General features: G+C 45.2%; 21 protein-coding genes. 19 read left to right on the forward strand and 2 right to left on the reverse strand.

The features are described from left to right. Positions 1-234: 234 nt before the first annotated feature. Entirely contained in the window at positions 235-1,563 is a 1,329-nt protein-coding gene (locus E8M12_RS12445) for an alpha-amylase family glycosyl hydrolase (protein ID WP_136736471.1), read from the reverse strand. Positions 1,564-2,208: 645 nt separating this feature from the next. Between E8M12_RS12445 and E8M12_RS12450 the strand changes: the two genes are divergently transcribed. From E8M12_RS12450 to E8M12_RS12535, 18 genes are all read left to right on the forward strand, one after another. After that, positions 2,209-2,736 (forward strand): GNAT family N-acetyltransferase, encoded by a 528-nt coding sequence (locus E8M12_RS12450; RefSeq protein WP_246034137.1) that lies wholly within the window; start codon positions 2,209-2,211, stop codon positions 2,734-2,736. Positions 2,737-3,134: 398 nt separating this feature from the next. After that, a complete protein-coding gene (locus tag E8M12_RS12455; RefSeq protein ID WP_169303134.1) occupies positions 3,135-4,067 on the forward strand; it encodes a helix-turn-helix transcriptional regulator in 933 nt (310 codons plus the stop codon). Positions 4,068-4,088: 21 nt separating this feature from the next. Next, on the forward strand, positions 4,089-5,942 hold the full coding sequence (locus E8M12_RS12460; protein WP_136736474.1) for a L,D-transpeptidase family protein: 1,854 nt from the start codon (positions 4,089-4,091) through the stop codon (positions 5,940-5,942). Positions 5,943-6,621: 679 nt separating this feature from the next. Continuing rightward, positions 6,622-6,816, forward strand: a complete 195-nt coding sequence (locus tag E8M12_RS12465; RefSeq protein WP_136736475.1) for a Flp family type IVb pilin — start codon at positions 6,622-6,624, stop codon at positions 6,814-6,816. Between the two features lie 44 nt (positions 6,817-6,860). Continuing rightward, the gene (locus tag E8M12_RS12470; RefSeq protein WP_169303135.1) at positions 6,861-7,427 is read left to right on the forward strand and encodes an A24 family peptidase; all 567 of its coding nucleotides are present in this window, start codon (positions 6,861-6,863) and stop codon (positions 7,425-7,427) included. Between the two features lie 9 nt (positions 7,428-7,436). Continuing rightward, positions 7,437-9,002 carry a DUF8689 domain-containing protein gene (locus E8M12_RS12475; protein WP_246034135.1) on the forward strand — a complete coding sequence of 522 codons (1,566 nt, stop codon included), beginning with the start codon at positions 7,437-7,439 and terminating at the stop codon, positions 9,000-9,002. A gap of 46 nt (positions 9,003-9,048) precedes the next feature. Continuing rightward, the gene (cpaB, locus tag E8M12_RS12480; RefSeq protein WP_136736477.1) at positions 9,049-9,891 is read left to right on the forward strand and encodes a Flp pilus assembly protein CpaB; all 843 of its coding nucleotides are present in this window, start codon (positions 9,049-9,051) and stop codon (positions 9,889-9,891) included. Positions 9,892-9,905: 14 nt separating this feature from the next. Further along, positions 9,906-11,378, forward strand: coding sequence for a type II and III secretion system protein family protein (locus E8M12_RS12485; protein ID WP_211245043.1), 1,473 nt, complete (start codon positions 9,906-9,908; stop codon positions 11,376-11,378). A 31-nt stretch (positions 11,379-11,409) separates the two neighbouring features. Further along, positions 11,410-11,745, forward strand: coding sequence for a hypothetical protein (locus E8M12_RS12490; RefSeq protein WP_136736478.1), 336 nt, complete (start codon positions 11,410-11,412; stop codon positions 11,743-11,745). Between the two features lie 57 nt (positions 11,746-11,802). Continuing rightward, the gene (locus E8M12_RS12495; RefSeq protein WP_136736479.1) at positions 11,803-13,233 is read left to right on the forward strand and encodes a TadE/TadG family type IV pilus assembly protein; all 1,431 of its coding nucleotides are present in this window, start codon (positions 11,803-11,805) and stop codon (positions 13,231-13,233) included. Between the two features lie 10 nt (positions 13,234-13,243). After that, entirely contained in the window at positions 13,244-13,717 is a 474-nt protein-coding gene (locus tag E8M12_RS12500) for a TadE/TadG family type IV pilus assembly protein (RefSeq protein ID WP_136736480.1), read from the forward strand. Beyond that, entirely contained in the window at positions 13,710-14,192 is a 483-nt protein-coding gene (locus tag E8M12_RS12505; protein ID WP_136736481.1) for a TadE/TadG family type IV pilus assembly protein, read from the forward strand. Before E8M12_RS12500 ends, E8M12_RS12505 begins: the two co-directional genes overlap by 8 nt. Positions 14,193-14,207: 15 nt before the next feature. Next, positions 14,208-15,464, forward strand: coding sequence for a CpaE/TadZ family protein (locus E8M12_RS12510; RefSeq protein ID WP_136736482.1), 1,257 nt, complete (start codon positions 14,208-14,210; stop codon positions 15,462-15,464). 2 nt (positions 15,465-15,466) lie between these two features. Continuing rightward, positions 15,467-16,789: a TadA family conjugal transfer-associated ATPase gene (locus tag E8M12_RS12515; protein ID WP_136736484.1), complete on the forward strand. Its 1,323-nt coding sequence runs from the start codon at positions 15,467-15,469 to the stop codon at positions 16,787-16,789. 23 nt (positions 16,790-16,812) lie between these two features. After that, positions 16,813-17,781 (forward strand): type II secretion system F family protein, encoded by a 969-nt coding sequence (locus E8M12_RS12520; protein ID WP_136736485.1) that lies wholly within the window; start codon positions 16,813-16,815, stop codon positions 17,779-17,781. A 29-nt stretch (positions 17,782-17,810) separates the two neighbouring features. Further along, positions 17,811-18,779: a type II secretion system F family protein gene (locus E8M12_RS12525; protein ID WP_136736486.1), complete on the forward strand. Its 969-nt coding sequence runs from the start codon at positions 17,811-17,813 to the stop codon at positions 18,777-18,779. A 67-nt stretch (positions 18,780-18,846) separates the two neighbouring features. Beyond that, positions 18,847-19,905 carry a tetratricopeptide repeat protein gene (locus E8M12_RS12530; protein ID WP_136736487.1) on the forward strand — a complete coding sequence of 353 codons (1,059 nt, stop codon included), beginning with the start codon at positions 18,847-18,849 and terminating at the stop codon, positions 19,903-19,905. A 75-nt stretch (positions 19,906-19,980) separates the two neighbouring features. Further along, positions 19,981-20,841, forward strand: a complete 861-nt coding sequence (locus E8M12_RS12535; RefSeq protein ID WP_136736489.1) for a D-hexose-6-phosphate mutarotase — start codon at positions 19,981-19,983, stop codon at positions 20,839-20,841. Between the two features lie 791 nt (positions 20,842-21,632). Here E8M12_RS12535 and mutH read toward each other — a convergent pair. Further along, positions 21,633-22,301 (reverse strand): DNA mismatch repair endonuclease MutH, encoded by a 669-nt coding sequence (gene mutH / locus E8M12_RS12540; protein WP_136736491.1) that lies wholly within the window; start codon positions 22,299-22,301, stop codon positions 21,633-21,635. 148 nt (positions 22,302-22,449) lie between these two features. On the opposite strand from mutH, the gene rppH reads away from it, so the two are divergent. Continuing rightward, a complete protein-coding gene (rppH, locus tag E8M12_RS12545) occupies positions 22,450-22,992 on the forward strand; it encodes an RNA pyrophosphohydrolase (RefSeq protein ID WP_136736492.1) in 543 nt (180 codons plus the stop codon). The last annotated feature ends 308 nt before the right edge of the window (positions 22,993-23,300 follow it).

The raw sequence follows: 23,300 nt of genomic DNA on the forward strand, positions 1-23,300 counted from the left end.
CTCCCCGCGTACGCGAGGATGACGAAATAAAAGGTCTTAACCGTAAGCAGCAGTTGTGGTGGAAGAGGGAGGTGGAAGGTGGAAGTGACAGAACTTCATAACCTTTCCACCTTTCGAGGACATCAGGACACAGAACTCCACCCTGCGAGGAGTTTAAGACGCAGCAATCCACCCGGCAAGGATTTCAGACGTAGCCCTCCACCTCGCGAAGACGACGAGCTTGAGTCTTCGCGGCTAGCTTGCGAAGACCGCGTACCCCCAGCCCTGAAACTCGAGATCTTCATCGAGTATTACATTGCTATTATCCGATGATATGAACAAGGATAACGGCGGCAAGTGGTTAAGGGGTTGTTGTAATTTCACTCGAATCGGTTGCGGCGTTAAGTTGGCAATAAAAACCACACAGTGGCGTTTGTTTTGCCGGTAAAAAGCGATCACTTTGTCACGCTGGTCATGCTTTATTTCATTCATGACGCCGCCAAAGCGGCCATTTTGCAGGGCGGGGTTTTGTGACTTTAATCGGATGAGTGCTTGCAGCCAGAGATGACGAGGGTGTTGTTCAATGTCATCCGGCCATTGAATCGGATCTTTATCAAAAAATGCCAGCGACTGACTCGATGCCACTTCCTGGCCTGAATAAAGCAATGGCATGCCATCCATTAACAGGGTCATCGCAAGTAGGGTCTCTTCTGCCTCACCAAATCGTTGTTGAACACTGCCATCCCAGGCGTTTTTATCGTGATTGTCGAGAAAATTCATCCGCATAGCATTGTCTGGGAAGGCGTTGTTGTGCTTGGCAATATAACCACAAAGGTTTTCTGCATGGCGCTTTTGCTGGGCAATATCCTCCAGTAAGTCGTTTAATTGCCAGGCATAGGACATATTGAAAGCACTCTGGTGCAAATCTCGCTCTTCCCATTCGGCCAGCCAGAAGAACTTGTGCTCCGGGTCGAGTTCGGCTCGTGCCTGATGCCAGAAATTTAATGGCACGAATCCGGCGACGTCACAGCGAAAACCATCAATTTGATAGGTTTGCAGATAATGCCGCATCGCATTAATCATGTAATGTCGTAATTCAGATTGCTGAAAATCAAACTCGATAATATCGTCCCAATCAAACCAGGTGGTCGAGCGAAAAGTGCCATCATCCGTTTTTTTATACCAATGCGGATGAGTCTGGGTTAAAGCATTATCCCAGGCACTGTGGTTGGCCACCCAGTCGATAATCACATACATGTCGAGGCTATGAATATCATCGATGAGTTGTTTAAAATCCTGATCAGTCCCTAACTCAGGATTAATTTTCATATGATCGGTAATCGCATAGGGGCTTCCCAACTCCCCTTTCCGGTGTAACTGACCAATCGGGTGCACAGGCATCAACCAGAGGATTTTTACCCCCAGTTTCTTTAATCTGGGTAAGTGCTCACTAAAGGCTTCGAATGTGCCCTCTTTGGTGTACTGGCGAATGTTGACTTCGTAGATGCTGGCATTGATACACCAACTTGGATGTTTTAGCTTTACGTAATCTTCGAGCGGATAGTAATACTTACCTTGATTCATAAACGACCAGTGAACAAAAAGACGGCTTTCGTTAACTTTGCGCAAAATTAACCTAAATTACAAGGGAGCGAAAAGCATACTTCGCTCCAGCACCTTACATTCCTAGCACGCTATCGCTCCTGGCACACGATGAATCGTTCCTAGCATGCAATCGAAGATTACGCCTAGAAAAGAGCAAGAGTTATGGTGGAAGTGGGAGGTGGAAGTTCCCTCTGTTAGAGCTTAAAAGCCGAGATCCCGGCCGTCGCAGGGATGACCGCGAGAGCATTTTCTCCACCCGAAAAAGGGGGCGGCGGAGCCCTTTTCTTCCACCATCGTAGATTACCTCATCGAACAGTGGCGAATCGTACGACTTCGCCACTAAACCTATTGGGGCGTCATTTCCTGCCACGACAGGAAATCTAAAACTAACCCCAAAAACGAGATCCCGGCCGTCGCCGGGATGACACCTGAAACTTAAATTAGGGCACTTCGTTGTCACCGCGTCAGCTGTCACCCGGAAACCTGACAACGAGAAGGTTTTCTCACCGACGCAGTCTCCCTCCATAACAGTTGCGATGCGCTAGCATCGCAACTTAGCCCTTTACTTTCTCCTGTGTTTCCCGCACCTTAATAATCACCTTTAACTATATAACTTTGATTGCCGTGTACCCACTGTATACCAAACGCCTGGTAATCCGCCCCCTGACTGAACATGAAGCGCCGTTCATTTTAAAGCTGTTAAATGATCCGGGGTTTCTACAGTTTATTGGCGATAAACAAGTTCGAAACTTAGAACAGGCGAGGGAGTATATTCGCACCGGGCCGATGCAAAGCTTTCTGGAACATGGTTTCGCCCTGCATCTGGTGTCGCTCAGAGCAGAAAACCACGGAGAAGGGGAGCCTATCGGCATTTGTGGCTTGTTACAACGAGATTTCCTACCTGCTCCAGATTTAGGCTTTGCTTTTTTACAGGAGTTTACCGGCCAGGGATTTGGGTTTGAGGCGACAAGACAGGTATTGGCTGAAGAGTTTACTTACAAAGGGTTAACTAAAATTATGGCCATTACCGCACCAGACAACGAAGCTTCGCGAGCACTTCTTGAAAAACTGAATTTTATATACACAGAGTCTAGAAACTTCCCCCAGTTAGGCGGGGAATCGGCTATTTATCACTTACATAAAGCAGGCTGATACATCAGCAATAGAAATTATTCTGGCTCAACATGTTCATTTCTGAGGCAGATTTTCTAACCGAAAAGCTCAACCTCAATTCCATATCTCCATTCATATTCGCTAAAACATTCCAAACGCCCTAACTCATTTAATTAGCTAGATATTTTTGAGTTATTCCTGAGTTGCAAAAAATAAAATTAGCATTTTCATAAACTTAAGCTAGCTTTAAAAATGTACACCATCTGTTCTGCCTGATAACAACAAAAACAACTGGCTGTTTTGGGGTCTGCATTACAGCAATTTCAAAGTAGCGACTAGACTTTTGTAGCAGCAAAACGGAGTTTGGAAAAATTACTGAAAAGTAACTTTTATATGGAAGGGATCTAGTTATGGAATCGAGTAATGCGAGGAGTCGTATGCTTCTTGTCGCTTTCGATGAGGACATGTCTGCTATGGTAATTAGAGAATTACCAAACTTTTTTGATTTCATTTTATTGCGCTCAATGGATGAGCTTGAATCATTTAAGCAAAAACAAGACCCACCGCACCCAAAGTCCGGCCTACAGGCATTAAATGCCAGGGCAGGAACCGAGGTTGTTGTTTACGCATTAGCGTATGGTTCCAAGGAGCATTTTAATAATTTACAACAACTTCGAAGCATATTTCCTGAGTCGCTGATTTACTTATTCTGTCAAAATGTCTCGATACCGCTTCTGAGAGTGGCTTTACGCCATAAAATCGAAGAGGTATTTATGCTGCCTTTCGGTGAGGGTGATAAAAGGAATTTGTTCAACTCCCTGGATAAAAATCGAATTCTACCGGCGGAACTTATGTCGCTGCACCGCAAAGAGCAGGATGGCGGAGTTCGCTCATTAGACTCGCACAAATTCCAACCCATCGTGGAGTTACTGGACAATATCGAGAAAGGGTTTAAAAAAGGAACGTCAATCCAGGACTTTTCTAGCGACATACCATTGAGTATTTCCAGGCTTTGCCACATGTTTAAAGAGCTCACCGGCCAGACATGCAGCCAGTATTTAATCTGTCGCAAGCTGGAAGAATCGGAACGTTTACTGGCTGAAACCAACACCCCGGTAACGTCCATTGCTTACCATCTCGGATTTGCCAACCCTTCGCATTTTAGTCGCGCCTTTAAAGAACATTTGGGACTGACTCCCAAGGCTTTTAGCGATGGAGACAATGAGATCAGATGCAGTTCAGCCTATAGTCATTATCAAAAGTTTCGTCTAGAACATTTTCCCGCGCTCGATCCTGAGAAAAAGGTTGGCTCAGAGTCGAAAGTGGAGGGTGGATATGACAGGACATCAGTGGCTCTGGGTTTCAGATAATCGATTTTTGGATGTGAAACCATGCCAGGCAATCAAAAAAACGGCGAATTCATTATGAAGTTAGTTTGCGCAGAAAAAATCGCGTGTTTTTACGAATTAACGTTAAACTTTTTCAAAAAATCGTTATTTGCTTTGACCCTCGCCTGTAGTTTTCAGATTTATGCTTTTGAAGAAAATAACCAGACAGCAGGCGAAGATCAATCAACGTTAACCCCCCCCATTGTTGGCATTACCTTAACTCGTGCTCTTGAACAACAAACAGAGCACAAAACCGCTGGCGTAGCGAAATTACCACTAGATAACGGTAAAATTGAACTCACTGATAGACATAGTGAATCCTTATTCAGCGCCGGTATTCCAGTCGAACAACATCTTGGTTTGTTACTGGTGCAGGCTGAACAACAAACCCAGGATGAATTGCTATATCGATACCAGTTATTGAAAGAACACGGCAATATTGCATGGATATGGTTTGAAGATGGTGAACTGAGCGCATCTGGGCGGATGATGCGTGAATTAAGCTCAGATTTAGGCTTATTACCTTTCAATCCTCAGGGGCACATGCTGGCGACGCCGCAAGCGATTGATCTGGCATTGACTGCAAGTCTTATGTCGATCTTAACCTATCGCAGTAATCAAGGTGAACTGGATATTGAACAGTTAGATGCGATTGCCAGCACACTAATCGGTTTAGATGATCGACAGAGCCTGGACTCTTTGTTAATTCCCGCTTATCGGCAGGTTTCGCTGTTGCGAACGGCCATTAACGATTACCAACAGCTGTCGCGGAAGCCGTGGCCAAACCTTAAGTTGGATTTTGAACCTAAACTTGGGCAGCAGCACCTGGAAATCTATAAATTAAGAGAAATCTTGACCGCCCTCGGCGATCTGCCGCGCCGCTATCAAACCCAGAATCGCCAGGATATTTTTGATGCGGTGGCAACCAAAGCGATTGAGCGATTTCAACAGCGACATGGTTTAGTGGTGGATGGCCGGGTCGGTAAAAAAACACTTGCCGCTCTCAAGATAACCGCGTCGCAACGGCTTCATATGTTGCAGGCGAATCTTTGGCGCTGGCTAAAATTTCCAACCCAGGCCCCTGAAGATTATCTATTGGTTAATATTCCTCATTATCGCTTGCACCTGGTTGAAAATAGTGAGCCGAAACTGGAAATGCGGGTCATTGTTGGCGATACCGACAATCAAACCCCGGAAATGATCTCTACGATTTCGGGGCTGACCTTGAACCCGACCTGGACACCGCCGCCTAAAATCATAAAGAACGAACTACTACCGGCCTATGAAGAAGATTACCTTTATCTTTCTCGCAAGAAATTTCGCCTGGTTCAAGGCTACTGGCGCTATACCGATGTTCGCGAAATTGATGCGCCGCAAATGGATATACAAGCCTGGTTAGAAACCCATCGCCTGGTGCAAATGCCAGGGAAAACCAATCCACTGGGCGCATTTCGCTTTAATATTCCAAATAATCAAGCCATCTATTTACATGATACGCCTGCCAAGCATTTATTCAGAAGAAACTCCCGAGCCTTAAGCCATGGCTGTGTGCGCGTGGAGCAGCCAGATTTACTGGCCAATTACCTGCTACCTCGGGCAAGAAATTCTTATAAATTTGAAAACGAGTTGGATGAATTAATATCCAGCGGTGAAACCCGAACCATAAATATGAAGCAACCACTGCCGGTCTTTATTGCCTATCATACCGCCTGGTTTAATGAATCCGGTGAACTGCATTTTTTTGATGATGTCTATCGTCGCGATAGATTACCGGACGTGCGAAACGAATTAGCGATTGAATTACTCCTGCCTGAAAACCCGATAAGTGTAATTGCGGATATTTCGGTTTCCCCTTAACCCTTAAAAGGTTTGATAACGTACTACCGCGTCACAACATTACCTCCAAAATGTGACAAAAAGAACATTTTATCCTCAGAAAATTGCTCCTGCATTTTCTGCTTACCGACCATCCTTGGCCATAACCAGCGAAGGTTTCCTCATTGCAAAAGTGGCGAATCTTAAGACTTCGCCACTAAACCGATAGGGGCGTCATTTCCTGCTTCGACAGGAAATCTCAAACTAACCTAAAAACGAGATCCCGGCCGTCGCCGGGATGACCGCGAGAGCACATTCTTAACCTGAATAGGGGGTCGGCGAAGCCCTTTTCTTCCACCATCGCAGATTACCTCCAAAATGTGACAAAAAGAACATTTTATCCACCAGCGAAGCTTACCTCTTTAACAGTTGCGATGCGTCAGCATCGCAACTTAGCCCATAGCATTCCCTCTCGTTTAATGCTTCTTCTTATAGGTTTGTAAAACGACTTTTCTTTAGCAAATAGCTAGGCCTGTTTCCCCTTTTTTTCTCAAGCGCAATTTCAGGTAAGAGTTAGCAATACGGTGATAACACCTATTGTTTTCAGCTCCTATATTCTGATTGTTCGGGGAGGTTTTTAGGAGTCTGAACAAGTTAATTATTAAGACAAGGAAGGGTAAATCCTGGCCTTATTTACAAATTTATTTTTGGAGAAAGTTAAATGATTAAGTTCAAAAACCTGATGAAAGAGTTCATCGAAGATGAAAGCGGTTTAACTGCGGTTGAGTATGCCATCGCTGGTGGCCTGGTGGTAGGCGGCATGGTAGTAGCGTTCAACACGTTAGGTACTAATGCTACTGCAGAAATTAACTGTCTTGGTAGCGCTGTAAGCGGCACTGTGGGTACAGGCTGTTAGTAGGTACTCATTAGTTTGTTATGTTAAGTCTTGGAGAATACGCTGTGTTTGAACACCCTGATATCATCAAAATCTTAATGACTCTGCTGATCTTTTTGATTGCGTTGACATCGGATTTACGCACTCAGCGTATTCCCAATGTTTTTTGCTTAGCCGTATTTGCAATTGGAATATTGATCCAGGCTCTACAGTCTGGATGGAATGGATTGGGGAGTGCGTTACTGGGAAGTTTAGTCGCATGCACCCTGTTGTTACCCGCATTTATGATAAGAGCACTTGGGGCGGGTGATGTTAAGTTAATGATTGCCGTAGGTACGTTTACCGGCCCCTGGTTGATACTATGGTCTATCCTCTATGCCGTGATTGCAGGGGTAATTACCTGCATTGTCCTTGCTGCATGGAAAACAGGTTTATCGGGTCTTAAAAAAACCGCATCTCGTTATTATCAGATAATTATATTAAGGCATTACCTTAAACCCGAGCCATCAGAAGCCGCGTCCCTTAGAGTCCCTTACGCACCTGCGTTAGCAATCGGTTGGCTGTGGGCTTGTAGTCACAACTCCGATATTCAATGGGCCATTTCATCGTTTCGTTACTCAATAGGGATATAAGGGGGCTAAATGTTTGGATTTGGCAAAAAAGAAAACGAACAGAATTTTGACTCAGTAACAAGTGACGTGGGTTCATTAAACATAAATAAGGTACAAAGCGAAGTTTCTGAGGCGCAAGACAGAGACTTAGTTTCAATGCGTGATAATGGCGATTCGCAAAATCCCACATCGACTTCCCCGGAAAACTTTATTCAGGAATTTCAACCCTCAGGTACATCAGTACAGAAAGAGCAGATCAAATTAGGTTCGTTATCTGCAACAACAGCTGATGATCGTGATGCCGGTGCTAATACACTTGTAAGTCAGCCTATTAACCCTATTGCTCTGGCTCCACGCCCAACCGATATTGATGAAACCGGGCTCAGCGAAAACCTGTTGTTAGATTTATTATTAAAAACGCTAAATTTACATGGCGCTAGTTCGGTTCCAGCACTTTGTAATCACCTTGCTCTTTCTGGGGGGGTGATTAAAGGGCTCATTGAAATCGGGAAAAGTAAATCGCTGATTGAAAACACCTCTCGTAATCTGCAGGGGGAAATCCGTTTCGATATTAGTCACATTGGTAGCATCCAGGCAGAAAAAGCCATGCTAAAAAGTGGCTATATCGGTGTCGCACCAGTACCCATAAAACAATACCACAAGGTATGTCGGGCACAATCGAATCGCAGCGAGCCGGTCACTGAAAAAGTATTTAATCAAGCCTTTGCCGGCGTTAACTTTGCCGATGATTTGGTAGAAAATGTTGGACCCGCGCTAAACTCATCAAAACCCATTCTCATTTACGGCTTACCAGGAACCGGAAAAAGCTTTTTTTGCAGGCAGCTTAATAAAATTTTCGGCGATAATGTCCTTATCCCAAACGCTATAGAAGTAAATAATGAAATCATTCAGGTGTTTGATCCGGAAATTCATCAGTCGGTCGAATCTAAGCCTGACCAGCAATCTTTATTAAAGCTCGATTCCGGCCATGATCCACGTTGGGTGTTATGCAAAAGGCCTTTAGTGGTAACCGGCGGTGAATTGCACCTGGATATGCTGGAAACCAAGTTTGATGCCAATTCAAGAACTTATCGGGCGCCACTGCAGGTAAAAGCGAATAATGGCATTTTACTGCTGGACGATTTAGGGCGGCAAAAGGTGAGCCCTAAGGAGCTGTTTAATCGCTGGATTATCCCCTTAGAAGAACGACGTGATTTTCTATCTTTAATATCGGGCCTGCATTTTGAAGTGCCATTCGAGTTGATGATGCTGTTCTCCACCAATCTTGATCCTAGTGAGTTAATTGATGACGCTTTCCTGCGTCGTCTTGGTTACAAAATCCCGTTTGCGCCAATGGATCAAAACCAATATAGCCAGGTCTGGTATCAGGCATGCGATGAATTCGGAATTAACTGCCCTGAAACGGATTTTAACTATCTAATAGAAAATTTACACCGTAAGTACAACAAAGCTTTCCTGCCATGTTATCCCCGAGACTTGCTTTCAATCATGGGTGATCAAATGGCGTTTAAAACATTAGAACGGCAGGTAAGCCAGGAATTACTCGACTTTGCCTGGAAAAGTTATTTCGTTTGAATGGAACCGTCGGAGCCAACATTGCGCCGATTGTTAAGGAGAAACAATGAATAAGAATACACTCGTCTTTATCCTGCTTTCGCTGATATTCGGGCTGGGCGCTGTCTACATGGCTAGAAACTGGATTGCGGATAATCGCCCTCAGGAAAACGTTACTGGCATGGTAAAGGTAATCACCGTCAACAGTAACCTTAACCCTGGTACGACGCTGGAACCTAAACATTTAAACGAAAAGTTTGTACCTGAAGCCATGGTGCCAAAAGGCGCGTTAACGGATAGAGCTCAGGCTACCGATATGCTGGTAAAAAACCCACTTTACAGTGGCGATATTATTCGTCAGCAACGCTTAGTGAAAAAAGGTGAGGGTAGCAGCCTGGCCAGTCTTATTCCGAAAAACAAACGGGCAGTGAGCATTCGGGTTAATGACATTGTCGGTGTATCGGGCTTTATTCTACCCGGTGACCGGGTTGATGTTTTGACCACCTATCGTGAACGTGGAGCTGAAACGGCCACTGAATTGGTGCTGTCAAATATTAAGATATTAGCCATCGATCAACGCGCTTCGAATGACGAAAACAAGCCACAGGTGGTGCGGGCGGTGACGTTAGAGGTCGATATTAAGCAGGCTGAAGTGTTAATGAGTGCGCAGAGTAAAGGGGCAATTCAGTTAGCTCTGAGAAACCCCCATGAAAATGGTGGCGAGCCGAAAGTGGCATCGCATCAAACACAACAACCGCAGCCAATGGTGATGACAACGGCAGTGCCAAAATCAATTAAGGAAACTAGGAAAACCAAGAACGGGATCCAGCCACCGAAGCTTGTCGATCATAAAGTTCAGGTGATCCGTGTGGTAGCGACTGAAACAGTCAAGGTTAAAGGAACCGAATAAGAAGGAATTTATCGATGAAATCTATGGAATTAGCGAAACACTTATTCACCTGCTGCCTGATACTGTTATTTGTATTATTTGTGCGCAGTCCTGCCAATGCGGGTGGTAACACGGAACTGGAAAGCTCCAGTATTAAAATACCAATTTTTCAGTCTAAACACCTGAATGTAGCCGGTAATATTAGCCGGGTGTCGATCGGCAACCCAGAAATCGCCGATATATTAGTACTAAGGCAAGGCACCTTATATGTTGTTGGTAAATCTCTTGGCCATACTAACGTGCTGATTTGGGATAAAAACGACAAAGTCATTGATATTTTAAACCTGGAAGTCAGCCATGATTTAAATGGCTTGCGCGAACGTTTTTACCGGTATCTTCCCGATGAGCCGATTGGCATTGAATCATCACAAGGGAACCTTGTATTAACCGGCGAAGTCACCTCATTGAATAAAATGAGCCAGGCCATGGATTTGGCGGAAGGTTATGCGCAAGCAGCGTCTGTAGGTGATGCCGAAAGTAAGGTTGTCAATATGATGTCGGTTGGCGGCGGTCATCAGGTCATGCTGGAAGTGACCGTTGCCGAAGTTCAAAGCGAAGTCGCCCGTCGCCTGGATTCAAAAATGCTTCTGGCCGTGGATGGCAGTGATGGCAATGTAGGTATTGCTTCAGGTTCTGATTTACTCAACTCGCTGGGACTGTCAGACGCCATTGAACGAGGTTTTTTCGGATCCTTAGTAGATGGCGATTTGTTATTTGATTTTGCTCTGGATGTAGCTAAAAAAAATGGCCTGGCAAAGATTTTGGCAGAGCCGAATATTACCGCATTAAGTGGCCAGTCAGCGGAGTTTTTATCTGGCGGCGAGTTCCCTATCCCGGTGCCAGACAGAGATGGTATTACCATTCAATATCGTGATTTTGGTGTTGGTGTTAGCTTTGTTCCTACCATATTAGATTCCGGGCAAATTAATCTTAATTTAAAAGTGTTAGTCAGTGAGCTGAGTAATGCAGCTTCAATTTCTATCATGCCAGATGAAACCAATACTCAAATGACAGTGCCCTCAATAGTAAAACGAACGACGTCAACTACTGTGGAGCTCGGCGATGGTCAAACCATTGCTATCGGTGGCTTGATTAGCGATACCTTTCGTGAGTCCGTTAATAAAATACCGGGATTGGGGGATATTCCTATCCTTGGTCAGTTATTCCGCTCGCAGGAGTTTGTTAAAGGTCAAACCGAGCTGGTGATTATGGTAACACCCCGCCTGGTTCGTCCATTTAATAAAGAAGGTATTTCACTGCCAACCGATGGTTTTGTAGAGCCAGGTGATCTTGAGTTTTACCTGTTAGGAACCATGTCCTCTCGTCCAGTATTGGTGGAAAAGCAGCAACAGGCATCGGATGGGCAGGTAAAGCTGGATGATCAGACGTTATTGCCGGATGACGGTGGCACCGAACAAAAATACGGCCATGAGCTGGCAAACCTTTAAATCGGTTCGTCTGTAAAAATAAGGAAATAGCATGAATACGTTAATGAATACTTGCGCACTGATTAGCATGACAATTTTATTTACGGCAGGGTGCAGCAGCAATAACGGCTCAGAGGAAGTTAGCCAGGAAATGGAAGTAGTCGAGACCAAGTTTACTAACTCCGGAAAATACCTGGCGATTATCGATCAGCAGATACTTGACCCATCTGCACCAGAAACCAATGCTGGTGTCGTGAATTCTTTAAATGGCGCGCTAGGACAAGAGGCGATGAATAACTATCGTAAAAGTACTTATGCACCTAAGGAAGGCCGGGCCAGTACGTCTTCTACGGCTGGCTCTTCTTCAGGTTCTACTAGCCGCAATTGATAAAAGTTGCTCTGAGCTAGTCGTGTAAATAACAAAAGGGTATCAGTCGTGAATGTAATGTCTAATTATTTAAAACCGTTAAGAAAACAACAGGGAAATATTATTGTGGTATTTACTATCTCCCTGCTTTCTCTGATCGGTTTAAGCGCCTTGGCGCTGGATGGTGGGCATATGCTGTTGAGCAAAACTCGTTTGCAAAACATTGTTGATAGTGCAGCGCTTCATGCGGCCAAAGAAATCGATCTTGGAGCCAGTCATGATGAGGCTCGATTAGCGGCATTGGCAATTATTAATCAGAATCTTCAGGCTACTGAAAATGCTGATCTTCAGGCAAGTTTTACCTATACCAGTGCCGATGAGTTTAGTATCAGCGTCACGCCACATCTGGAAATCGACTTTTCCGAGCGTCCTGACCCGTTTATCAGTTCAACATTAGGTTCGGCAACCTACGTTAAAGTGGTGATGCACGACTTGGCGCTTAGTAGTTATCTGGCCAATGTGTTTGGCTTTGACAAAGAGGTATCGGCATCGGCGCTGGCCGGCCCAAGTACGGAAATTGTCGATTGCTACAATGATCTAGCGCCGATTATGGCCTGTGGTACACCACCGCCTCCGGGGGGATCTCAGGATGATCATTTATTTGGTTATGACTATAACCAGATTCAACTGATGAAAACTGGCTCCAACTCAGATCCGGAAGTAGGACCAGGCAATTTTCAAATTGTTCGTTTGCCTGGCGATGCTGGTGGTAATGATGCGATGCGCAGTCTGGCCGGTGCTGCTTTTCAGAACGATATTTGTTTCTCTCCCAGTACCGCAGGTCTGGAAACGGAACCTGGAAACACGGTTGGCCCTATATATAATGGCCTGAATACTCGATTTGGCATAGATACACCACAACTTCCGGCCGACGAATATCCCCGAGATGTGAATACTTGTCATGGTGATCTAATCGAACTGGATTCCAATAATGCCTTACCGGAAATTGTACAGGTTACTGCGATGGGACCTGTGAATCCATCGGAGAGATTTACGACAAAAATGGCTGGTGAAACACTGAGTCAGGGATATTACGCCTATGACGAGGATACCGACAGCTATCAGACTCAGGATTTTTATGATTATGAGGACTATGATGCGACGGCGGAATGCCCGGCAAGCGCTGCTGATAGCGGACAGGGTCAGGATGTGTTTGTCAATAACATCGTAGAAGCCAGCGAGACAGCAAGCGTTGATCGTCGCATCCTTAATATTCCCATTGCTCATTGCACCGGTGACGAAAATGGTCAAACCACAATCAACTATCTGGGCACCGGGTGTTTTTATATTATGCAGCCGATCACCTCTCATGGCGGCCAGGATTCCTTTATCGTTGGCCAGTTTATCGAAAACTGCACCTCTGAAGGGGCAGCCAGTTGGCAGGCTACGGATAACAATGGTCCCTATACGATAGTGCTCTACCATGTACCAGACAGCAGCGACTCCTAGGAATGGCAAAATGAAAACATTGACATACAAGAGCCGGAAAAATCAGCAGGGGGTGGCGGCAATAGAACTGACCATTATTTTGCCGTTTTTCTTATTGTTGTTTTTTGCCACCAGTGAGTTTGGCCGCTTAATGTATCAGTATAATGCTCTGACCAAAACCGTCCGAGACGCGACTCGCTTCGCTACTAGTCATGCCAGCCCGGGAACGACCGGCGCCGTTGATTTAAGCCAAATCTCCAATGAAATAAATAACATTATTAAATATGGGCAGCTGACACCCGGCACTTCATTGCTGCCTAATGTCGACCAGGATGGTGTGATGACAATCGTTGTTAGTGAAAGTGATGATTTGATTACCATTGCCGTTACCTACTATTGGCAACCTATCTTTGCTGACTTTATTCCCGGCTTTTTCAGTGACACCGAGATTAACCTTAATTTCCCTATTTCGGCTCAATACACGATGAGGGTAATCGATGTCTAAATTACAGACTCAAAGAGGCGTTTACACCGTCGAGTTTGCCATAGTTGGCGCTATTTTCTTCCTGTTCTTGTTTGCGGTACTGGAAATAGGCCGGTTATTTTTTACCTGGAACGTGCTAACAGAGGTTTCAAGGCGGGGAGCCCGTCTGGCCACCGTATGTAATTTATTGTCTGATACCAGTGACCCGACATCGATTTCCGTACCGGTGCCGATGAGTGATCTAGCGACGTTTGCTAACGATAACTTATTGCCAAACCTGTCAACGGCAAATTTACAAATCAGCTATTTAACCGATGCTGGTACACCCGCTAGTAGTCATACGCAGATTAATTTTGTCCGTGCCGATATTGTCAATTACCAGCATCAGTTACTGATACCATTTGTCAGCCTGACGTTAAATTCTCCGACATTTACCACTGTGTTACCTAGAGAAAGCCTTGGTGTAACCCGCTGGGGTTACACCGATTGCACTTAAGATTAAGGGATCATCATGAATACCAGACTCATCGAACTCAATGAAGTGTCTACATTACCCCTAGCTGATGGCTTGGATTTACCCCAGGGTAAGCAAATTTCATTGCCTTTTCTGGTACATTGCCTGGTGGTCTGTACCAACCCGGTAATTGGCGCAGCGATCAAAAAAACATTAGATCAGGCTCACAATTTAATGGTTGCTATTGAACCCAGGCTACCGGAAGAGCTTTCTGATTATCAGTTTATTCTATTGGTTGATTCAGGCGATCAACACCTCACCCTGTCAGTGCTTGAACAGGCGCATATGGCAGAGAAACACGTGTTACTTGTGGGCGATAATATTGCCGCAGACTTGATGCGTAGAGCCATTCAGTTGCAGATCAGGGACTTTATCCCCCTGGATAACTTTGAGCAGGAAATTTTCCCTGCGGTTGAGCGCATCGTGGTACAAATTGCCCAGCAAGTAAAGCTGGCCCCCATTGTTTCCATTATTAATGGTAAAGGCGGCTCGGGTGCCAGCTTTTTAAGTCATGCCATCGGGCAAATCTATAGCGAGCAATATAAAGAGGGAATTGCCCTTTATGATGGAGATTTTCAACATGGTTCGTTAGCAAATATGCTTGGGGTGGAGCCAGAATACTACCTGGATAATGCATTGATGGAGGTGGGCAGCCTCGATGGAATTGCGATCAAATCGATGATGAGTAAAGCCAATAACCTTTGCCTGTTGCCGGTAAAGCCGTATTCCCATTTAACAGAACTGAGCTGTATTGACGAAAAAGATATTGCCCTGTTGATCAATAAAATGCGCTATCACTTTGAACTGGTCATTGCCGATTTATCGCGGGGACTGGAGGCAAACCATCTCAATATGGTGTTAAGTTCCGATATTATTTACGTGGTGGTGCAACAAAATATTGCCAGCATACGTGAGTCGAAAGCCCTCGTTAAACAGCTGATAAACTGGCAGCAGATAGATAAAGGCAAAATTCACCTGATTGTAAACCGCTATAGTGAAAAGCACATCAGTATTTCCATTGATGATATAAAACAGGCTATCGGTATCGACTCGGTCTTTGTTGTGCAAAATAACTTTGAACTGGCCAGTGCTGCCACAGATTTAGGAAAACCATTAAGTAAAATTGAAGGCTCTGCTGGCATTCGCCAACAACTGAACTATATCGTCACCAAAACATCACCGATTGCAATGGATATTAATATAAACAGGCCTGGTTTTTGGGCTCGCCTGATCGGTAAGGATACAAGGAAATAAGTATGATTACGTTGCAAAAAACTACTCAGGATTATGATGTCCTCGGTGTTAAAGAGCTGGCATTAAAGCAGGATATATTTGCACAAATTCTGAAAATGCTGGATCTCGCGGTGCTGGAAAGCATGGACGAGAAAGACGCGAAAGAACAGATAACTGAATTGTGTAATCAGCTACTCAATGCCAGTTCGCATCCGTTAAACATAAGCTCAAGAAAAAAGCTGATTAAGCTGATTATTGATGAGATTCTTGGGTTAGGGCCCCTGGAGACCTTGCTCGCTGATCCGTCGATTTCCGATATCCTGGTGAATAATCACAATAATATTTTTGTTGAGAAAAACGGCATCCTGGAGAAGGTTCCAGTCACCTTTTATGACGACAGGCATTTATTAAACATTATTGATCGCGTTGTCTCTGGAGTTGGTCGTCGTATTGATGAGTCTACCCCTATGGTGGATGCTCGTCTCGCTGATGGTTCACGGGTAAATGCCATTATCCCGCCACTCGCATTGGACGGTCCGTGTCTGTCGATTCGGCGTTTTACCGTTGAAAAACTCAAAGCCGAGCAACTGATTGAATTTGGTTCAATGAGTGCGGAGATGGGGCAGTTTATCCATGCCATAGTCGAAGGAAAATTAAACGTCTTGATCTCTGGTGGTACCGGCAGTGGTAAAACCACCTTGCTTAATATTCTTTCCGGCTATATCCCTGCCAATGAACGCATTATCACTATCGAGGATTCGGCCGAGCTGCAGTTACAACAACCTCATACGGTGCGCCTGGAAACCCGGGTGGCGAATATTGAGGGTAAGGGCGAAATTCATCAACGGGATCTGGTACGCAACTGCCTGCGGATGCGCCCGGATCGTATCGTGATAGGTGAGGTGCGTGGTGCTGAGGCGCTAGACATGCTGGCGGCAATGAATACCGGGCACGAAGGCTCGCTGACGACGTTACACGCTAACTCGCCGCGTGATGCCCTGGGGCGGATGGAAAACATGGTGTGTATGGCAGGATTTGATATGCCGGTGGTAAATATCCGTTCACAAATTGCATCGGCAATTGATGTGGTTATTCAGACTCAGCGAAATGAGGATGGCCGGCGCCGAATCACCAGTATCCAGGAAGTCAACGGCATGGAAGGTGATGTAATTACCATGTCGGAAATTTTTCGTTTTGCCCGCAATGGGCGTGATGAAGATGGCAAAGTTCTTGGTGAATTTGTCGCTACTGGTGTTATTCCTAACTTCAATAAGCAACTGCAATTGAAAGGAATTAACCTGCCAAACTCGGTGTTTGGCGTCGACTTTAAAATGCCAGTATTTTAAAGGCATATATTAAGGAGAGAGCAATGAGCAATCAGTTAGCGTTTTTATTACTCGTGTTTGCGGCTGTGATCTTTTTGTCCCAGTCATTTTTTATCTCGGTTTACAGTCCGCAACGGGCAAAAAACAAATTACTGAAAAAACACCTTAACAGCATTGTTGAAGATCACAATTCTACTAAAGTCGACCTAGTACTTGAGAATCGTCTGGAAAAGTTATCGGCGCTGGCGCGGACACTGGAAAGTATTGAATGGGTGAAAAACCTGACGTATAAACTGCAACTTTCCGGCTCTAAACTATTTGGTCATCAGTATACGACCATTGCCTTGGGTACGGCTGTGTTATTGGCCCTCATCACCTTCTTTTTGAGTCGCGACCTGGTATTTTCCCTGGCCCTGTTTGCCATTGTTGTGGTTTTATTTCACTTTCAGCTGAAGCGAAAAATTGATAATCGCATGCAGAAAATGGAAGAGCAATTTCCTGAAGCTCTTGATGTGTTAAAACGTGGCCTGCAGGCAGGGTATGCATTTTCTGAAGCACTTAAATTAGTGTGCGAAGAAACCCAGGGTGAGTTGAGCGAAGAATTTCATCATCTGTTTAATCAGATCAATTATGGCACCGATGTCCGTACCGCTTTAGTGTTATTTGTGCAGCGGGTACCTACGACATCGGCAATGGCGTTTGCCAGCTCAGTAAGTATTCAAAAGGAAACTGGCGGTAACCTGGCTGAAAAAGTCGAAGGGCTGTCTGACCTAATCCGTAAACGCTTTAAGTTTAAGCGCAAAGTAAGAACGCTAACCGCAGAAGGGCGTATGTCTGGCTGGGTTTTAGTGTTAACACCATTTGTCTTGTTTGCGGTGTTGTATATGAGCTCACCAGGGTATATCTCGACTCTTACCAGCACCCCTGATGGCCTGGATTTATTGAAGTGGGGCGGAGTTGGTATGGTTTTTGGGATTTGGTGGATCGGTAAGTTAATTAAAATTGATGTATAGCCAAGCGACGAAAGTCGAAGAGGTGTGAGATGGATTATCTATTAGGTTTTTTAAATAGTGTCATTGATGACAGACAAACTGCGCAAATGGCATTTTACCTGGTGGCGGGTGCGGCTGGAGTCACATTGGCCATTGCCTTAAACCTATTGTTTACCGGGGCATATTCTCCGGTGCGAGCTAAAATTGACGGGATGCGCGATCACCAGAGAAAACCTAAAGCTAATCTGGATTATCTGAAAAATTCATTGGAGAAAAACCTGTCGAAAGTGCCGTTGGCGGGTAACTCATTTGCTGGCGATAAAGATACCCGTCGATTGCTGATCCATGCCGGGTTCCTTTCCAACAATGCACTGAAAATCTACAACGCGGTCAAGTTATTGATGTTACTGGTGTTCGGTGCTATCGCCTTTGTCATGGTGAAACTAAACCCAGATATCAGTACCACGGTGAGTATCTATTTAGTGGCTGGTTTAGTCGGTATTGGCTACTTGCTGCCAGGAATGATCCTTACCCGGCTTGCTAATAAGCGGATGGAAGGCTTGCGCCGTTATTTTCCCGATGCACTGGATTTATTGGTGGTTTGTTGTGAATCTGGCTTAGGGCTTCTGGAAGCATTTCAGAGGGTTAGTAAAGAAATTGAACTGGTTCATGGCGAATTATCCTATGAGATTGGCCTGGTTTGCAGTAAGGTAAGAGTGGGTTATTCGATGCAGGATGCCTTGCATGAGTTTTCGGAACGTACCGGGCTTGAAGATATTCGCGGCCTGAACGCGGTGATTGTGCAAAGCATGCGCTTAGGTACCGGCATCGCCCAGACTCTGCGGGTGTACGCGGAAGAGTACCGCGATAAGCGGATGCAGGAAGCGGAAGAAAAAGCTGGAAAGCTTGGGGTTAAGATGTTGTTCCCAATGCTAGTCTGTATCTGGCCTTCGTTTTTTATTGTTGCGGTAGGACCAGCGGTTCTCAAGGTGATGCAGGTGTGGGATAAGGCTTTTTGATAAGGCCTGACTTTAACTCTGGCTTTAAGCTTGATTCTTTACTTAGTGACGATGTGGGGAAAATAAGATGAATAAACCAGCATTGAGTTTGCTAAAACAATATCGAAGTGGATGGATTCGAACTGGATGGATTGCTGTCGCGCTATTGTGTTTTGGTACAGGCTGTGCAAGCAATGAGTCTGCTAACCTGGAGCCTCAGCAGTACTCGGCTACCAATAAAGCTGCGGTACAAATGCCGATAGAAAGTTATCAGCAGGCAATGGAGCAGGCCGAGAGAGCCCGGCTAGAAGCAAACTGGGAAGGAGCACTGTTTGCCTACATTCGCAGTTTAGATTTTCAACCGGATAACAGTGATATTTATCTGCAGATTGCTCGTATTCATCATCGCCTGAATAACCAGGATTTGGCGATTAAAGCCTATCAACAGGTTATCGCTTTATCACCCGAAGTGATTGAAGCTCAGCAGGCCGTCGGGGTTTATTACCTGCAGCAGAGAAATTACCAACAGGCAAAAGTGCACCTTTCCAAAGCCATTGCCGAGGATCAAAAGCGATTAGCGAAGGCCGGAGAGACCACTGAAAAGAGTTCTTTTGTGCCGAATGACGAGAGCCCTATCGAAGCTTACACCGCCCTGGCGGTTATTTTTGATATGGAAAAGCAGTTTATTAAGTCGCGAGAATATTACAAACTTGCCTTAGCCGGGCAACCGAATTCGGTCAACATATTATCAAACCTGGGGTATTCTTATTATCTTAATAATGAATATCGCCAGGCAGAACAGTATTTTAAAAAAGCAATCAGGATCAATCCTAAGTTTAAGCGCGCATGGACAAACCTGGGTTTGGTGTATGTTCGTGAACAGGACTACGACAAAGCACTTAAAACCTTTAAACAGGTGATGCCTGATTATGAGGCGTATAATGATTTAGGGTATCTGGTCATGCTCGAAGGTCGTCTTGTAGAAGCGGAATATTTTCTGGGCAAAGCGATTGAGTTATCGCCACGGTATTTTAAAAAGGCAAACGTAAACCTGGAGCAAGTGCAGATTTTAAAGAAAGATTATCAGCAATCGGTCAACGAATACCCAGGGATGATTTCTGAGCAGCCTCAGGTGGTTAATAAGTGATTCATGTGCCTTTCATAATAAGGGCGGTTGCCAGATTATAATAAGTTTACTTGGCATAAATGCTGAGGGAAATACGTGGTTAGAAAGTTTACATATGGGTCGTTGGAAGAAACGAAAGTTTCTGAACACGGCGAAATTCTAAAAATCAGTCATGAAAAATTCGATGCGACCGTCTCAACCTTTGGTGGACAGGTTCTTAGCTGGCATCCAAAGCCGTATTCCCCGATTTTCTGGTGTAGTAGCAATACCCCGCTAGATGGCAGTAAAGCGATTCGCGGTGGTATTCCAATCTGCTGGCCCTGGTTTGGTGATTTTCAGGGAAAAGGTAATCATGGCTTTGCTCGTAACCATGCCTGGTTAGTTAAGCATATTAAATTTGAACGGGATGTTGTTGAATTAGTCCTGGTTTTGTTTGGCACGGAATTGTCTGATGCATGGCCAGCAGGATTCAAACTTGTTCAGACGCTGAGGTTTTCTGACACATTTTCTCAGGAAATTACCTACACCAATATCGGTTCCGACATACAACGGTTTAGCCATGCATTACACAATTACTTTCAGGTAAGTACACCCGGGCAAACCATCATTCCTGAACTCAAAGAGGTATGGTTTGACGATAAAATCAGCGAACGACAAGGTTGTCCGCCTCAGGAACTTAGAAACCTGGAAGGACCGGTGGATCGCATCTATCACTTTGACAATACGGTTACCCTGATTGATAAAGGCCTGGGCCGCGCCATTGAAATCAGTAAATTTAATGCTGGCCAATGGATTGTCTGGAACCCGGGTGAAGATCTGGCTAGTACCATGAGTGACATCCACCCTGGCGGTGAACAGGAGTTTGTTTGCGTTGAAGCGGGAAATACCAACTGGTTAGAAGTAGAACCGGAGCAAAGCGTGAGCTTTGGCCAGCAGATCAAGGTTTACAACCTCTAGCAGTGGCGAATTTTTGCTTTTCGCCACTGCGGTCTCGGGTCTCAGGTTTCAGGTCTCGGAGGGCGAATCGCCTGAACTTGCTGCTACGAGCACATTACATTCCTAGCATGCAATCGTAGATTGCGCCGAGCAACCAGCTAACTGTTTTTGAGGTAGCGGGTACATAAAACCATAGGTTTTATTCCGGGTACGCCAATGAAAAACATTGGCTTCGGGTACGTAACTCAAAAAGTTACTTCGGGTTAAAGCGTTTCCTTGTTATTCAAAGACAGCTATTGTCACTCAGAAACTTTTGCAAGCCTCAGAGTCTTCGTCATTTCCTGTCGTGACAGGAAATCTTCATCAGAATTTAAAGAACGAGATCCCGGCCGACGCCTGGATGACGATGCTGAAGGCTATTTGTTGTTACCCTTAGTTAGCTTTCGACACCGTTAGACACCCAGAAACTCTCGTAAATCTTGGAGTCTTCGTCATTTCCTGCCACGACAGGAAATCTCAATAAAACACCAAAAAGCGAGCTCCCCATTTTCATGTGGATGAAAATGTTGAAGGCTATTCGTTGTCACCGAAAAATGCTCCTGCATTTTCGGCATACCGGTTATCCATGACCATAACCCCTAGTCAGCTTTCGACACCTCTAGACACCCAACCAACTTACTCGAAGCGATGTTTTTCATCGCGTACTCGGAATGAATCTTTGATTCATGTACCCGGAGGAATATTTTTATTCCGAACCCGGAGCAATCTTGGATTGCGTACCTTCAAACCTGCGAATTAATTAGCCGGATTGGCTAATCTATTCGCAGGTGCTTGTTCAACAAATGCTGCGTAAACCCGGTTTTTAAGTAAAACCCCCTAGGCAGGGTCTGAAACGGTCGGCCGTGTTTATCAAAAGCGCTGGTTTTGACTTTGCTGTTGGCAGCTTTAGGCCTGAGTTGCATCACCTCACCATATTTGCCGCTAATTTTTTCTACTTCGCCCAGCACTATCATATCGGTAAGCTCCTGCCAGTCGGCCTGCATTAAGGTTTCCTCTTCGGCATCCGGTTGCCATAAAAATGGCGTACAAATGATTCTTTCGGCAACTGGTAACTGACGCTCGGAAATAATGGGTACCCACAATACCTTTGCCATCTTTTTCTTTACGTGGCTGGTTTGCCAGGTGACACCGGACATTCCGGTTAACGGAGCCACACAGACAAAGGTGGTTTCCAGCACTTTCGCATTTCTGTCGATTGGCAGGGTTTTTAGCTCGATACCCAGCTCCGGAAAATCCGGTAGAGGTTTGGAACCAGCGCTGGCTCCCAGGGCGCGTTCTAACAATAGTCCTATCCAGCCCTTTTCTTTGTTTAAATTTACCGGTACCCGCACATCTAATTTTCCCGCGAGTTCGCCAAGACTCATACCGGACAGGCTTTGTGCGGTTTGCATCAGTTGTCGTTCGGTATCGGGAGTCAGCATGAGAAAAAGGTTCCACTTGGATTAAGAGAAATGATGGTTATGGTCAGAGCTAAATTGAACACTAACAAATAAATGATTGCAATATTTGCTCAATAGATTAGTTTGTGGAAGAATCAGATTATATAAAGTTTTTTGAACGGGAGTTCATGTGATTGATGCCGAAGGCTATCGAGCCAATGTCGGCATAGTGATTACAAATGGCAGGGGGCAAGTCTTTTGGGCTCGTCGATACGGCCAACATTCCTGGCAATATCCACAAGGTGGTGTTGATGAAGGAGAGTCGGCAGAACAAACCATGTATCGCGAGTTGTTCGAAGAAGTAGGATTAAAGCCTCATCAGGTAGAAATACTGGCAACCACCAAGCATTGGTTAAAATATCGTTTACCAAAGCGATTGGTGCGTCACGACAGCAACCCAGTGTGTATTGGGCAAAAGCAAAAATGGTTTTTATTAAAGTTGTTGTGCAAGGATGAGGACGTTAATTTACTGCATTCGGGCCACCCTGAGTTTGATGACTGGCGCTGGGTCAGTTACTGGTATCCGGTGCGTCAGGTCGTATCTTTTAAACGAGATGTGTACCGTCGGGTGATGAAAGAGTTTGCACCTGTGGCCTTGCCGGTACTGCGCAAGGAAGTTCAGAATCGTCGCGAACCACCACGCCGGGAAGGCCGGCGTCGCAACTACAGGTAACACTGGCGACAACGCACAAGTAATCATTATGTAATTAAAAAGCTGTATAACGGGGTTATACGGCTTTTTTTATCCAGAGAGCTGGATAAAAAAAGCCCGGTCTCGGGTCTCAGGTTTCAGGCCTCGGAGGGCGAAGGGCCTTAACCAAGGCAAGGAACACCACGTTTCGGGTACATAAAATTAGGAATTTTATTCCGGGTACGCCAATAAAAAGCATTGGCTTCGGGTACGTAACTCAATGAGTTACTTCGGGCAATTCGCTCAAAGTAATAAGCGCTTGGAGAAAAGCAAGAGTTATGGTGGGAGTG

Source organism: Thalassotalea mangrovi (genome assembly GCF_005116735.1).
Taxonomy (GTDB): domain Bacteria; phylum Pseudomonadota; class Gammaproteobacteria; order Enterobacterales; family Alteromonadaceae; genus Thalassotalea_A; species Thalassotalea_A mangrovi.

Coding starts and splice junctions, on each gene's coding strand:
- E8M12_RS12490 (WP_136736478.1), top strand. CDS start 11,410: ATGAATACGTTAATGAATACTTGCGCACTGATTAGCATGACAATTTTA.
- E8M12_RS12510 (WP_136736482.1), top strand. CDS start 14,208: ATGAATACCAGACTCATCGAACTCAATGAAGTGTCTACATTACCCCTA.
- cpaB (WP_136736477.1), top strand. CDS start 9,049: ATGAATAAGAATACACTCGTCTTTATCCTGCTTTCGCTGATATTCGGG.
- E8M12_RS12475 (WP_246034135.1), top strand. CDS start 7,437: ATGTTTGGATTTGGCAAAAAAGAAAACGAACAGAATTTTGACTCAGTA.
- mutH (WP_136736491.1), bottom strand. CDS start 22,301: ATGCTGACTCCCGATACCGAACGACAACTGATGCAAACCGCACAAAGC.
- E8M12_RS12495 (WP_136736479.1), top strand. CDS start 11,803: ATGTCTAATTATTTAAAACCGTTAAGAAAACAACAGGGAAATATTATT.
- E8M12_RS12465 (WP_136736475.1), top strand. CDS start 6,622: ATGATTAAGTTCAAAAACCTGATGAAAGAGTTCATCGAAGATGAAAGC.
- E8M12_RS12520 (WP_136736485.1), top strand. CDS start 16,813: ATGAGCAATCAGTTAGCGTTTTTATTACTCGTGTTTGCGGCTGTGATC.
- E8M12_RS12485 (WP_211245043.1), top strand. CDS start 9,906: ATGAAATCTATGGAATTAGCGAAACACTTATTCACCTGCTGCCTGATA.
- E8M12_RS12515 (WP_136736484.1), top strand. CDS start 15,467: ATGATTACGTTGCAAAAAACTACTCAGGATTATGATGTCCTCGGTGTT.
- E8M12_RS12500 (WP_136736480.1), top strand. CDS start 13,244: ATGAAAACATTGACATACAAGAGCCGGAAAAATCAGCAGGGGGTGGCG.
- E8M12_RS12525 (WP_136736486.1), top strand. CDS start 17,811: ATGGATTATCTATTAGGTTTTTTAAATAGTGTCATTGATGACAGACAA.
- E8M12_RS12445 (WP_136736471.1), bottom strand. CDS start 1,563: ATGAATCAAGGTAAGTATTACTATCCGCTCGAAGATTACGTAAAGCTA.
- E8M12_RS12460 (WP_136736474.1), top strand. CDS start 4,089: ATGCCAGGCAATCAAAAAAACGGCGAATTCATTATGAAGTTAGTTTGC.
- E8M12_RS12505 (WP_136736481.1), top strand. CDS start 13,710: ATGTCTAAATTACAGACTCAAAGAGGCGTTTACACCGTCGAGTTTGCC.
- E8M12_RS12455 (WP_169303134.1), top strand. CDS start 3,135: ATGCTTCTTGTCGCTTTCGATGAGGACATGTCTGCTATGGTAATTAGA.
- E8M12_RS12530 (WP_136736487.1), top strand. CDS start 18,847: ATGAATAAACCAGCATTGAGTTTGCTAAAACAATATCGAAGTGGATGG.